At 72.4% G+C, this 12,243-nt stretch carries 10 protein-coding genes and 1 pseudogene; 9 read left to right on the top strand and 2 right to left on the bottom strand.

Annotated elements, in window-relative coordinates; translation table 11 throughout:
• The first annotated feature begins 207 nt into the window (after positions 1–207).
• From VFZ92_RS21935 to VFZ92_RS21900, 8 genes are all read left to right on the top strand, one after another.
• The gene (locus tag VFZ92_RS21935; protein WP_330877874.1) at positions 208–1,392 is read left to right on the top strand and encodes a sulfatase; all 1,185 of its coding nucleotides are present in this window, start codon (positions 208–210) and stop codon (positions 1,390–1,392) included.
• Between the two features lie 192 nt (positions 1,393–1,584).
• A complete protein-coding gene (locus VFZ92_RS21930) occupies positions 1,585–3,258 on the top strand; it encodes a B12-binding domain-containing radical SAM protein (RefSeq protein ID WP_330877873.1) in 1,674 nt (557 codons plus the stop codon).
• A 76-nt stretch (positions 3,259–3,334) separates the two neighbouring features.
• Positions 3,335–4,420 carry a sulfotransferase gene (locus VFZ92_RS21925; protein ID WP_330877872.1) on the top strand — a complete coding sequence of 362 codons (1,086 nt, stop codon included), beginning with the start codon at positions 3,335–3,337 and terminating at the stop codon, positions 4,418–4,420.
• A complete protein-coding gene (locus VFZ92_RS21920; RefSeq protein WP_330877871.1) occupies positions 4,417–5,169 on the top strand; it encodes a class I SAM-dependent methyltransferase in 753 nt (250 codons plus the stop codon). Before VFZ92_RS21925 ends, VFZ92_RS21920 begins: the two co-directional genes overlap by 4 nt.
• A 15-nt stretch (positions 5,170–5,184) precedes the next feature.
• Positions 5,185–5,643 carry a ferritin family protein gene (locus VFZ92_RS21915; protein WP_330877870.1) on the top strand — a complete coding sequence of 153 codons (459 nt, stop codon included), beginning with the start codon at positions 5,185–5,187 and terminating at the stop codon, positions 5,641–5,643.
• Positions 5,644–5,648: 5 nt separating this feature from the next.
• Positions 5,649–7,643, top strand: coding sequence for a methyltransferase domain-containing protein (locus VFZ92_RS21910; protein WP_330877869.1), 1,995 nt, complete (start codon positions 5,649–5,651; stop codon positions 7,641–7,643).
• A 5-nt stretch (positions 7,644–7,648) separates the two neighbouring features.
• Entirely contained in the window at positions 7,649–8,971 is a 1,323-nt protein-coding gene (locus tag VFZ92_RS21905; protein ID WP_330877868.1) for a sulfotransferase, read from the top strand.
• A complete protein-coding gene (locus tag VFZ92_RS21900) occupies positions 8,946–9,908 on the top strand; it encodes a dimethylarginine dimethylaminohydrolase family protein (protein WP_330877867.1) in 963 nt (320 codons plus the stop codon). The genes VFZ92_RS21905 and VFZ92_RS21900 overlap by 26 nt, the downstream gene beginning before the upstream one ends.
• Here the strand turns inward: VFZ92_RS21900 and VFZ92_RS21895 are convergent.
• The gene (locus VFZ92_RS21895; protein WP_330877866.1) at positions 9,847–11,076 is read right to left on the bottom strand and encodes a glycosyltransferase 87 family protein; all 1,230 of its coding nucleotides are present in this window, start codon (positions 11,074–11,076) and stop codon (positions 9,847–9,849) included. The genes VFZ92_RS21900 and VFZ92_RS21895 overlap by 62 nt on opposite strands.
• On the bottom strand, positions 11,073–11,639 hold the full coding sequence (gene cysC, locus VFZ92_RS21890) for an adenylyl-sulfate kinase (RefSeq protein WP_330877865.1): 567 nt from the start codon (positions 11,637–11,639) through the stop codon (positions 11,073–11,075). Before cysC ends, VFZ92_RS21895 begins: the two co-directional genes overlap by 4 nt.
• Before the next feature lie 192 nt (positions 11,640–11,831).
• On the opposite strand from cysC, the pseudogene VFZ92_RS21885 reads away from it, so the two are divergent.
• A pseudogene (locus tag VFZ92_RS21885) lies at positions 11,832–12,243 on the top strand (ABC transporter ATP-binding protein); the annotation flags it as partial.

Here is a 12,243-nt window from a genome sequence, read left to right as displayed (position 1 = left end):
AGGAACCGGTCACCGGAGACCAACGTAGGCCGACGCCGCCGCGCGCGGTAGTCGACCGGGTGGGGAGCCTCGCGCGGTGGTCGTCGATCACGTTGACACCGGTGTCCGCCCACCTACGATTCCGGTAGGCAGGGCCCCGACGCGGCGGTCCACTGTGGATCGTCCGGGTCCGGCGCGCCGTCCTTCCCACGGCAAGAGGGGATCATCGTGCAGCAGCCCAACGTCCTGTTCGTCTCACTGGACACCCTCCGGGCGGACGTCGCCTACTCGGGCAGGTTCCCCGGTGTCGAGTCGCTCCGCGCGCGCGGCGTGACCTGCACGCAGGCGATCTCGTCGGCCCCGCTGACCCCGATCAGCCACGCCACCGTGTTCACCGGCCTCCAGCCGCCGGGCCACGGCATCCGGCACCTGCTGCGCGAGCAGCTCAGGCCCGACGTGCCCACGCTGGCCGAGCGCCTCCGGTCGGCGGGGTACCGCACCGGCGCGGTCGTGTCCTGCCCCGGCCTGGACAAGTGGTACGGCCTCGACCGCGGGTTCGACTTCTACGACGACGAGATACCACTGCTGCCCGACGGGCGGAACCCGTTGACGGTCGGCGACGTGAAGATGCGGGGCCTCGCGCTCAAGCGCGCGCCCGTCGTGGCCGATCGCGCGGCCCGGTGGGTCGAGGAGCAGGACGGCCCGTTCTTCCTGTTCGCCCACTTCTTCGACGCGCACTGGCCGTACGAGCCGCCCGAGGACGTGGGCGTCGAGGTGGACAACCCCTACGAGGGCGAGGTCGCGTTCAGCGACCACCACCTGTCCCGCCTGCTGCGGAGGATCGAGGAACTCGGGCACCCGCTGGACTCGATGCTCGTCGTCTGCTTCTCCGACCACGGCGAGGACCTGGCCGGGTGGTACCCCAACGACCACTCCGGGGAACTCGGCCACCCGTACGAGGAGGGGCACGGCTGCCTGCTGTTCGACACCACGCAGCACGTCCCGCTGGTCTTCGCCGCTCCCGGCCTGCCCTCGGGCGCCGAGGTCGCGGCCCAGGTCCGGCTGGTCGACGTGATGCCCACCGTGCTGGACCTGCTGGGGCTGGAGGGGACGGCGTCGGACGGGGAGTCCCTCGAACCCCTGCTGCGGGGGCGGGCGCACGCGGACCGGCCCGCGTACTGCGAGACCTACTTCCCCGAGGAGCGGGCGCGGGCGGGTGACTACCCGGACCTCGAACCGCTGCACGCGATCCGGCTCGCCGACGGCGACGGCCGGACCAAGGTCGTGTGGCACCGGGGGAGCGGTCGCGTGGAGCACTACGACCTCGTGGCCGACCCGCACGAGCTGGACGCGCGGGTGCTGGTCGTCGGGCAGGACGGCGGGGACGCGGCCCTCCCCGCTCCTCCGGAGTAGCGCCCGGTCCGCCGCGGCGGTCGGCTGTCCACCGCCGACCGCCGGGCCTTGGACCTCGCGCGACGATCCCGGTAGCTTGCCGGGTGGACGTCCAACGTCGTCACCGTCACGGGATCCCGTTGGCGCACAACGGATTTCGGCCGTGGTGAGGTGCGGCGTGCTCCCGAATCCACCGACGGGGAGGGTGAAGTCATGGCACGCAAGGTTTCCCTGGCACTTGAGCTGTACACCGACGCCAACGATCTCGTCGACCACCGGTACATGACCCAGATGCGCGAGCAGGACATCACCCCCGTGCCGACGGACCCCTCGTTGCCGCGGTTCACGCTCGTCGTCGGACCGTCGCCGTTCACGATGCCGCGCGGCTGGGAGTTCTTCCTGACCTCCCCCTACGAGGGCGCCACGTACATCGGCACCGTGCTGCACAACGCCGGCTACCCGGTGCGGATCGTCGACGTGCGCTACACCCCCGACCCGCTCCAGGCGGCCTACGACCAGATCGTGGGCCAGACCGACGTGCTCGGGCTCTGCACGTTCGAGGACAACTTCCCGTGGTGCCGCGAGCTGATGGACCGCGTCAAGCTCGCCGAACCGGACGTGCCGATCATCTGCGGCGGCTCGCTCGTGACGTCCGTCCCGCACGTGTTCATGGAGAGCACGGCGTGCGACGTCGCGGTCATCAGCGAGGGTGAGATCACCATCCTGGAGCTGATGGAGAGCTACTCGGCGGGGCGCTGGAGCACCGACCTGCCGACCATCCGCGGCATCTGCTACCGCACCCCGGAGGGCGAGAACAAGCGGACCCGCCCGCGCGGCCAGATGATGGACCTCGACGCGCTGCCGAGGATGCGGCTGGACCTGTGGCCGCAGGCGCACAGCCCCATGGGGTTGCAGCCGCAGATCATCTCCTCGTACAGCAGGGGCTGCAAGATGGACTGCTCCTTCTGCTACCGCACGACCCCGCAGGTGCGGGCGAAGTCCCCGGAGAAGCTCGACCGCGACCTGGCGTGGCTGAAGTCCCAGTACGGCATCGACTTCTCCTTCTTCGTCGACCTGACGTTCAGCTCGCACCGCAGGCAGACCGTGGAGGTCTGCGACGTGATCAAGGACCACGACCTGCGCTGGACCTGCCTGACCCGGTGCGCCGACATGGACAAGGAGCGCGCCACCGCGATGCGCGACTCCGGCGCCGACATCATCCTCTACGGCGTGGAGTCGCTGGGGTCGGAGGTGTTGCGCGAGGCCCGCAAGGGCAACAGCGAGAACCTCACCGTGCGCGCGATGCGCACGACGTTCGAGGCGGACGTCAGGTTCGGCGCGCTGCTCATCGTGGGGCTGCCCAACGAGAACGAGGAGTCGCTCGACCACATGGTCGAGTTCGCCGAGAGCTACAACCACGTGACGAGGGTGAAGTACCTGTCCGCGATGCCGGGCACCACGGTGTACAAGCAGGCGCTCGGTTCGGGGCTGATCCGCTCGGAGATCGACCACCTGAACTGGCTGTCCGTGGAGCAGGCCCTGCACGAGGACGAGTTCCTCAACGTCAGCGAGCTGTCCGAGCAGGCCTGCCGGGACGCGTACAAGCGGATCTACGACGCCTACGAGCCCGGCCCGGTCATGGACTTCAAGCACTACCCCGAGCACTTCCAGTACTTCCACCCGCAGCCCGACGACGGCAAGGCGCGGTCGACGTCGTACGCGGGGAAGGGGTGGCGGAGCAGGTGGAGTTCCGCGGGCCCGGTGATGGTGCCGGACGCCGACCGCTTCACGTTGGACAAGTGCGCCGACCCCGAGGTCGCGAGCAGGGGCAGCAGCCTCGTGGAGTGCGGTGCCAAGACGATGGCGAAGTCCGCGCCCGCGAACTGAGCGCCGCCACGGGGCGGGGAGGAGGCCGAGTGGGGATCGAACGACACCGGTGGCTCGAACCCGGCGCGGGCAGTCCATGACGGACGCCGCACCGGGCGACGGGCCCGTGCTGATCATCGGGACGGAGCGCTCGGGCTCCAACCTGCTGCGCCTCGTGCTCAACGCCCACCCGCGCGTCGCCGTGCCGCACCCGCCGCACTTCCTGCGCTACCTGGCGCCGCTCGCGGACTCCTACGGCGACCTGCGGGAGGACGCCAACCTGCGCTCGCTGGTGGCGGACGCGGTGCTGCTGCTGCGGGTGCACCCGCACCCCTGGGAGCACCCGGTCGACGTCGAGCGGGTCGTCCGGGAGGCGGGCAGGTCCGTGTTCGGCGTCGTCGCGGCGATCTACGACCAGTACCGCGCCGCCGAGGGCAAGGCCCGCTGGGGCTGCAAGAGCACCTTCACCGTCGACCACGTGGACGAGGTCCTCGCGGAACGGCCCGACGCCCGGTTCGTCCTGCTGGTGCGCGACCCGCGCGACGTGGCGGCCTCCGCCCGGCGGTCGGTGTTCTGCCACTACCACCCGGCCCGGACCGCGGCGCTCTGGGCGCGCCAGCAGGACCGGGGGCTGGCCGCGCTCGACCGGCACGGCCCCGCGGTCGTGCACCTGCTGCGCTACGAGGACCTCGTGTCCGGACCGGGCGTGGAGGTCGGGCGGCTGTGCGCGTTCCTCGGCGAACCGGTCGAGGAGGCGATGTTCGCCCACCACACGTCGCCCGCCGCCCGGCGGACGTCGGCGCTGGCGGAGTCCTGGCGCAACGCCGGGTCGCCGATCACCACCACCAGCGTGGGGGCGCACCGGCACGGACTGACCCCCGCGGAGCGCGCGGTGGTCGAGGAGATCGCGGGTCGTGGGATGAGCAGGCTCGGCTACGAGGTCGGTCCGCGCCGCACGCCGGTCGTGCTGCCGTCCGCGCTCGACGTGCGCCTGCGGGACTTCGGGACGCGCGTCCTCGTCGAGGCGCGTTCGCTGCGGCGGGACGACAACGCGCGGCAGCGGCTCGCGCGTGACGCCACGGTCGCCTGGCTGAGGGTCAGGGCACGGCTCCGCTCCCGCGTGCCCGGCCACCGAACCGCGGGCCGGTACAACCGCGTCCGACCGAGGGAGGACATGTCGTGAACGGTGAGGGGCAGTCGGTGGTCGACCACTTCTCCGCGCGGGCGGGCAGGTACGACAGGTCGAGTTCGTGGTGCACGGACGACGACCTCGGCGACCTCGTCCTCCGCTCGGCCAGGCCGTGCCCGTCGGACCGGGTGCTCGACGTGGCCTGCGGCACCGGCCTGGTGTCGAGGCTGTTCGCGGGCCGGGTCGCCGAGGTGGTCGGTGTGGACGTCACCGAGGCGATGGCCGTCCAGGCCGCACCGCACCTCTCCCGGCTGCACATCGGGAGGGCGGAGGCGCTGCCGTTCGACGACGGCGAGTTCGACGTCGTGGTCTGCCGCCAGGGCATCCAGTTCATGGACCTGCCCGACGCGGTGCGCGAGATGGTGCGGGTGACCCGGCCCGGCGGCCGGGTGGTCCTGGTCGACCTCTGCGCCTACGGCGAGCGCGACCGCGACGAGTACTTCGAGGTGCTGAGGCTGCGCAACCCGGTGCGGCGGCACTTCTTCCTGCCGCGGCAGCCCGCCCACCTCCTGGAGTCGCAGGGGTGCAACCCGGTCGAGTCGTACCGGTACGTCTCGGTCGAGGACGTCGACGTGTGGTCCGACAACGGGGCCATCGACGAGAGCAGGCGGGAGGCGATCCGCGAGGTCTACCGGACCGCGTCCGACGACTTCAGGCGGCTGCACTCGGTCGAGGAGACCGGGGGGCGCATCGTCGACAACATGCTGTTCATGGTGACGGTCGGGCACAAGCGCCGGACGTGAGAGCGCGGGGGGACGATGACTGGACCGAGCACGAGGCTGCACCCCGGACTGCGGGCGGCGTTCGCCGCCGAGGCGGTCGCCGTGGTGCGCTACACCTACTTCGCCCAGGTCGCCGAGGTCGAGGGGCACGCCGAGGCCGCCAGGCTGTTCACCGAGGCGGCGCGGAGCGCCGAGTGCGCCGCGCACGGGCACCTGGACTTCCTGCGGTACGCCGGTGACGCCACGACGGACGAACCGATCGGCGAGACGGAGCTGAACGTCGCCTCGGCGGTGAGCGGGGTCCTGCGGGACGCCACCGAGTCCTACCCCGAGCTGGTGGCGGCAGCGCACGCCGAGGGGTTGGCCGACGTGGCCGGGTGGCTGACCACCGTCGCCGCGCTGAAGAACGCCCACACGGCCAAGTTCGAGCGCGTGCTCGCCCAGCTGACCGAGCACGCCTTCGCCTCGGCGCCCACCGGACCCGACCTGGAGTGAGTGCGATGACGACCGACGACACCAGGATCGGGGAGGTGGGCCCGATCGTGCTCACCGGCGACTACGCCGCCGCGTCCATCGTGGTCTTCTCCGGGTTGGAGGCCGTCCGCCGCAACCCCTCGATGTACGTGGGTTCCACCGACGCCGACGGGTTGCACCACCTCGTGTTCGAACTCGTCGACAACGCCGTGGACGAGCACGAGGCGGGCCACTGCGGGGACGTCCACGTGACCGTGCACGACGACGGCTCGTGCTCGGTGCGCGACGACGGCCGGGGCATCCCGACCGACCCGCACCCGGAGACGGGCCGTCCGGCCTGCGAGGTCGTGCTGACCACGCTGCACTCCGGCGGCAAGTTCGGGGGCGACTCCTACGCCACCTCGGCCGGGCTGCACGGCGTGGGCCTGTGCTGCGTCAACGCGCTGTCCCGGTGGTTGGCGCTCGACGTCTGGCGCGACGGGGAGCACGTGTGGCAGAACTTCGCGCGCGGCGAACCCGAGGGCGACCCCGTCCGGGTCGACGGCTCGACCGGCCGGGGCACGCTGATCCGGTTCGGCCCGGACGACGCGGTGTTCGGCGAGCACCGGTTCGACGCGGCCACCATCGCGGACCGGATGGAGGAGGTGGCGTTCCTGCACCCCGGTCTGCGCGTGCGCTTCACCGACGAGCGCACCGGGCGGGAGGACGCGTTCCTGCACCGGGACGGGGTTCGGGGGCTGCTCGAACACCGCAACCGGCACGCGACCGTCGTCCACCCCGCACCGGTCGTGGTGGACGAGCGGTCGGGCTCGCTGGCGGTCGAGATCGCGCTGTGGTGGACCGAGGGCTACGAGGAGGAGGTCTGGAGCTTCGTCAACGGCGTCCGCACCCGGCAGGGCGGGTCGCACGTGGAGGGGTTGCGCGCCGGGCTGGCCTCGGCCGTCAACCGGTACGCCGCCGACAACGGGATGCTGGACACGGTCGCGGGTGAGCGGATCACGACCGTCGACATCCTGGAGGGCCTGACCGCGGCGATGATCGTGCGCATGGACGCGCCGCGCTTCGACGGGCAGGTCAAGCAGCGCCTGCGGACCCCGGAGGTCGCGCACGTCCTGAAGGGAGTGGTCGAACGCGCGCTGTGGCAGGCGCTGCTGGACGATCCCGACCTCGGGCGCCGGGTCGTCGCCAGGGCTCTGGACGCCACCAGGGCACGGCTCGCCGCGCGCCTGGCGGGCCGGACGGCCCGCCACCGACCCCGTGAGCTGGAGATCGACTACGCGGTCTACCAGCGCCAGTTCGGCATCCGCTCGCGCAACTGGCACGACTCGTGCTCGTGGCTGACCGACGACGGCCTGCTCGCCAAGCACGCGGACCTGTGCGACGTGCCCGCCGACACCAGGATGCTGGACGTCTGCTGCGGCAGCGGTGTCGTCGGCAACGCCTTCGCGGGCAGGGTCGGCGAGATGATCGGCCTCGACATCACCCCGGAGATGGTCCGGCTGGCCTCCGACCGGCTCGACCGGGTCGACCAGGGCACGGTCTACGACCTGCCGTACGGGGACGGCTCCTTCGGGCTGGTCGTCAACCGGGAGGTGCTGCACCTGCTCCCGCAGCCGGAGAAGCCCCTCGCGGAGGTCTTCCGGGTGCTGCGGCCCGGCGGCCAGTTCATCGTCGGCCAGATCGTGCCCTACACCGACGAGGACGCGTTCTGGATGTTCCGGATCTTCAAGAAGAAGCAGCCGCTGCTGTTCCAGATGTTCCGGGAGCAGGAGTTCCGGGCGCTGCTGCTCGACGCGGGCTTCGTCGACCTCAGGATGGAGGAGTACTTCCTCTGGGAGTCCATCGACCTGTGGATCGACACCCACGAGACGACTCCCGCCCACCGCAGCGAGATCCGCCGCCTCTACTACGACGCTCCCGCCGAGGTGCGGGCCGTGCACCCGTTCGAGGTGCGGTCGGACGGCTCGGTGCGGGACAGGTGGCGCTGGTGCGTCTACTCCCTGCGCAAGCCGCTCGGCTGACGCCGATGACCGCCCGCACCGAGGTCTCACCCCCGTCGTTCGACCAGCGGCTCGCCGTGCTGCGCGGCCTGCGCGGTGCGGCCGTGCCCGCCTTCACCGAGCGGATCGGCGAACTCGTCGTCGTGGCGTCGAGTTCGCGCGGCGGGTCGAGCATGTTCACCGACCTGCTGCGCGAGTCGCCCGACCTGCTGCACCTGCGGGCGGAGATCAACCCGTTCCTGCGGCTGGCCGGTCTGGACTACCCGGACTCCGGCGACGACGACCGGCTCGAACCCCGGCACTGGCACGCACTGCCGCGAGCGCGCCGCCGACTGCTCGACGAGGAGCTGGCGCTGGACGCGGGCACGCCCGCCGCCCGCGTGGACGACGAGGAGCACCTGCTCGACGTGGCGTGGCGGCTGGCCGTGCAGTGGCCGTCGGTCGACTTCGACCCGCAGTGCGTGGTGCGGGCGGGCAGGCGGGTGCTCGACCGGGTCAGGCGGGAGTCCGGGTGGGACGCGGGCGAACTCCGCGACGGCGGCCGGTTCCAGCGGGAGCTCCTGCACGACCTCGCCGGGGACGGGTACGCCGTGGACCACCGGTACTACGACCTGCCGGGAACGGCCGCGGTGCGACCGCCGCGCGGCGCACCCGGCGACAGGCTGGTCGAGGAACCGCCCTTCGTGGCGCTGCGCGCGTGGCGGCGGGCCGACGAACGCGACTGCGACACCAAACCGCTGGTGGTGAAGACACCGAGCAACGCCTACCGGCTCGGGTTCCTGCGCGCCATGTTCCCGAACGCGCGCCTGCGGGTCGTCCACCTGACCCGCAACCCGGCGGCGTCGATCAACGGGCTGGTCGACGGCTGGCGCCACCCCGGTTTCCACGCCCACCGGATGCCCGAGCCGCTGCGCATCGCCGGTTACGCCGACGAGTGCCCGCAGGACCGCTGGTGGTGGAAGTTCGACCTGCCGCCGGGGTGGCGGCACCACACCGGGTCGCCGCTCACCTCCGTGTGCGCGTTCCAGTGGCGCTCGGCGCACGAGGCGGTCCTCGACGCCGTGCGCGACGGCGGGATCGACAGCGTCCGGGTGCGCTACGAGGACCTGGTGTCGGGGCCGGAGAGCAGGACGCGGTGCCTGGCCCGGCTGTGCGACTGGCTGGGGATCCCGTTCGACGGCGCCTTCGCCCGCGCGGTCCGGGACGGGCTCGACCCGGTGGTCACGACGGCGCCGCCGTCGCCCGGCCGGTGGCGGCGCCGTGCGGAGGAGATCCACGAGGTGCTGGTCCAGGACGTCCTGCGGACGGCGGAGGGGCTCGGGTATGGCGATTCCGCGCACTGGATCTGACGGGCTCAGCACCCACGGCGGTCCGGGGTGGCGGCCGAGGAGCGCGGCGCACGCCGCCGAACTGGGACGGATCTGGACCGAGTGCGGGTGCACGAGCGAGGTCGACCCGTTGCGGGCGGTGGTGCTGGTGCGCCCACCGGACAGCATGGCCTCGGCGGCCGACGCGCGCGCCAACCTCATGGTGGGGCCCGTCGACCTCGGCCTGATCCGCGAGCAGGCGCGGGGGGTCGCCTCCGCCTACGAGGAGCACGGCGTCCGCGTGCACTGGGTCGAGCCGGACGCGCCGGTCTCGCCGAACGTCGTCTTCGCGAGGGACCTGTTCTTCATGACCCCCGGCGGCGCGGTGGTGGCCCGCATGGCCTCGGCGCAGCGGGCGGGGGAGGAGCCGGTCGTCGCGCGGGCACTGGCCGCGCTCGGCGTGCCGATCGAGCGCACGGTCACCGGCACCGCCACCTTCGAGGGCGCCGACGCGCTGTGGCTGGACCGGACGACCGTGGTGGTCGGCGTCGGGTTCCGGACGAACGCCGCGGGTGCCCGTGCGGTCGCGGGAGCGCTGCGCGGGTACGGCGTGGACGTGGTCGAGGTGCGCCTCGGACCGGGCGTCCAGCACCTCCTCGGCAGCGTCGTGTTCCTGGACCACGGGCTCGCCGCCGTCCACGCCGCCGCCGCGGGACCCGGCCTGCGCACCCTGCTCCGCGACCGCGGCTACCGGGTCGTGGAGGTGCCGCCCGACGGGGAACTCCTGACCGCCCGCGGCATGAACCTGGTCGCGCTGGCACCGGGACGGGTGCTGATGCCCACCGCCGCCCCGGTGCTCCGCGAGCGCATCGAGGCGGCGGGGGTGAGCACCCACGTGGTGGACGTGGGCGAGTACGTCAAAGCCGCCGGAGCTCTCGGCTGTCTGACGGGAGTTCTGCACCGGTCGGCGGCCCGCTGACCCCCGACCTCACGGCCAGGGCCACCGCGACCAGCACCGCGAGCAGCGGCAGCCAGCTCGCGGCGACCTGCGTGAGCGGATCGCTGATGCGCAGGGCCTCCGCGGGATCGCGCGGAACGGCCCAGGCGTACGGCCGCAGCGCGATGGCCGCGACGACCACGCCCCAGCCCGCCCACCCCAGCGGCGTGCGGACCGCGGCGGCCAGGAACACCAGCCCCGGCACGACCCACACCCAGTGGTGCTCCCAGGACACGGGGGAGACGACCAGGCCGACACCGGCGGTCACCAGCACGCCCCACTGGTCCTGTCCGCGCCGCCACAGCCTGACCGCCAGCACCAGGCCCAGCACGGCGAGGACGACGGCCAGGCAGGCCCAGACGAGCGTCGTGTCCGTGGAGTGGGCGACGCGCGCGACGACACCGCGCAACGACTGCTGGAACCGGTGCTGGGTGATGGCGACGCGGTCGGCGTCGACGAACACACCGCCCCAGTACTTCAGGGTGTCCGAGGGCAGCACCGCCAGGCTGAGCAGCACCGTGGCCAGGAAGGTCGCCACGGCCGTCAGCGCGGGCCGGAAGCGGCGGGTCAGCAGGAGGTACACCAGGAACACGCCGGGGGTCAGCTTGATCGCCACGGCCAGGCCGATGCCGACGCCCATCGCCCTCGACCGGGACAGCAGGGTGAAGTCCGCGAGGACCAGCGCCACCAGCAGAAGGTTGACCTGGCCGGTCTCCAGCGTGGAGCGCACCGGTCCGAGCCACATCGCGGCCAGCGCGACGACCGCGGCCAGCGCGACGTGCCCGCGAGCCGGTCCCGATCGGACCCAGCGCAGCGAGAGCAGCAGCACCACTTCGAGGAGCAGCACGCCGACGAACGTCCAGGCGATCTTCAGCGCGCCCGCGCCCACGAGGGACAGCGGGATGAACAGGAGCGCCGCGAACGGCGGGTAGGTGAACTGGTAGCCGAAGGGCGGGACGACCAGTTGGTACAGCGGTTCGCCGCTGGTCACCGCCTGGCCGCCGCCGACGTAGACGGCGAGGTCCTCCAGCCAGTCGGGCTTGGCGCCGTTGACCAGGACCGCGAACCACGTGCCCAGCGCGGCGCAGCCGAGCACCAGCGCCACGAGCACGGCGGCGGGGAGCGGGCGCCGTTCGGCGCGGGCGGTCATCGTGGGATCCTGGTGAGCACGAAGGCGTGCACGGTGTCGATCGACTCCTCCGGTGTCTGGATGTGGGCCTGGACGACGAGGTCCGGTTCGGCGGGTGCTTCGTAGGGGTCGTCGACGCCGGTGAGCCCGCTGAGCCCGCCGTCGCGCTGGAGCGCGTACAGCCCCTTGACGTCCCTGCTGCTGCACACCGACACCGGGGTCGCCACGTACGTCTCGACGAAGTCGAGACCGAGGTCGGTGTGTCCGGAGCGGACCTGGTGCCTGCTCGACGCGTACGGGGCGATCACGGGCACGAGGGTGATGACGCCGTGCCTGGCGAGCAGGCTCGCGACGAAGCCGATGCGCCGCACGTTCTCCTCGCGGTCCGACCTGCTGAACCCGAGGTCCCTGGTGAGGTTCGTCCGGACCTCGTCGCCGTCCAGCACCTCGACCCGCCGCCCCTCGGCCCGCAGGCGGGCGGCCACGCCGTCGGCGATGGTGGACTTCCCCGCGCTGGGCAGGCCCGTCAGCCACACGGTGAGACCGGCGGCGGAGGCCCTGGCTCCCTGTGGTGCCGCACCCACCGCCCTCACGATCGAGCACCCCCGTACCGACGATCCCGCTCGACACCGACCTGTCGGCTGGGAACCCTAGCGACGGCGCCCCGGCGGCGGAAGTGTCCACCTCGCTTCGAATGACGTCACTGGACAGCGGCGTTCCCGGACGTCGCCCTGCTGCACGATGAGCAGGCCGAGGTGCCCCCTGAAGGGAGTCGGATGGTCCCGCCGGAAGCGGAGAAGCCGGTCCGCAGGAGCGCGGTGCTGCTCGCCCTGCGCCTGTACGGGAAGGAGTTGCGGCGCCACGGCGCCATGGCGGCGGGGGTGCTCGTGGTGCCCGCGCTGAGCGTGACGTGCCGGGTCTACCTGGCACCGCTGGCGGTGGGCGCCCTCGTGGCGCACCTGGCCGGGGGTGGCCGTGACGTGCTGCCGCACCTGCTGGCCTTCGGCGGGCTGATGCTGCTCTCGGAGGTGTTGTGGCGCCTCGGTGTCCACTGCCTCAACCGCGTGGACGGGCGCGGGATCGAGAACCTGTCGGCGTTCGCGGTGGACGAGCTGCTGGGCAAGGACGCGGCGTTCTTCCACGACAACTTCGCCGGGTCGCTCACGAAGCGGTTGCTGAGCTTCGCGT

The organism is Umezawaea sp., assembly GCF_036375055.1.
In the GTDB taxonomy this organism is placed as follows: Bacteria; Actinomycetota; Actinomycetes; order Mycobacteriales; family Pseudonocardiaceae; genus Umezawaea.
The sequence above is the reverse complement of the archived record's forward strand: the minus strand, read 5'-3'. Positions and strand labels throughout refer to the sequence as shown.

What these genes read in the sequence shown, in the direction of transcription:
- VFZ92_RS21915 (WP_330877870.1), top strand. Translation starts at nt 5,185, where the DNA reads ATGACTGGACCGAGCACGAGGCTGCACCCCGGACTGCGGGCGGCGTTC.
- VFZ92_RS21895 (WP_330877866.1), bottom strand. Translation starts at nt 11,076, where the DNA reads ATGACCGCCCGCGCCGAACGGCGCCCGCTCCCCGCCGCCGTGCTCGTG.
- VFZ92_RS21925 (WP_330877872.1), top strand. Translation starts at nt 3,335, where the DNA reads ATGACGGACGCCGCACCGGGCGACGGGCCCGTGCTGATCATCGGGACG.
- VFZ92_RS21905 (WP_330877868.1), top strand. Translation starts at nt 7,649, where the DNA reads ATGACCGCCCGCACCGAGGTCTCACCCCCGTCGTTCGACCAGCGGCTC.
- VFZ92_RS21930 (WP_330877873.1), top strand. Translation starts at nt 1,585, where the DNA reads ATGGCACGCAAGGTTTCCCTGGCACTTGAGCTGTACACCGACGCCAAC.
- VFZ92_RS21910 (WP_330877869.1), top strand. Translation starts at nt 5,649, where the DNA reads ATGACGACCGACGACACCAGGATCGGGGAGGTGGGCCCGATCGTGCTC.
- VFZ92_RS21900 (WP_330877867.1), top strand. Translation starts at nt 8,946, where the DNA reads ATGGCGATTCCGCGCACTGGATCTGACGGGCTCAGCACCCACGGCGGT.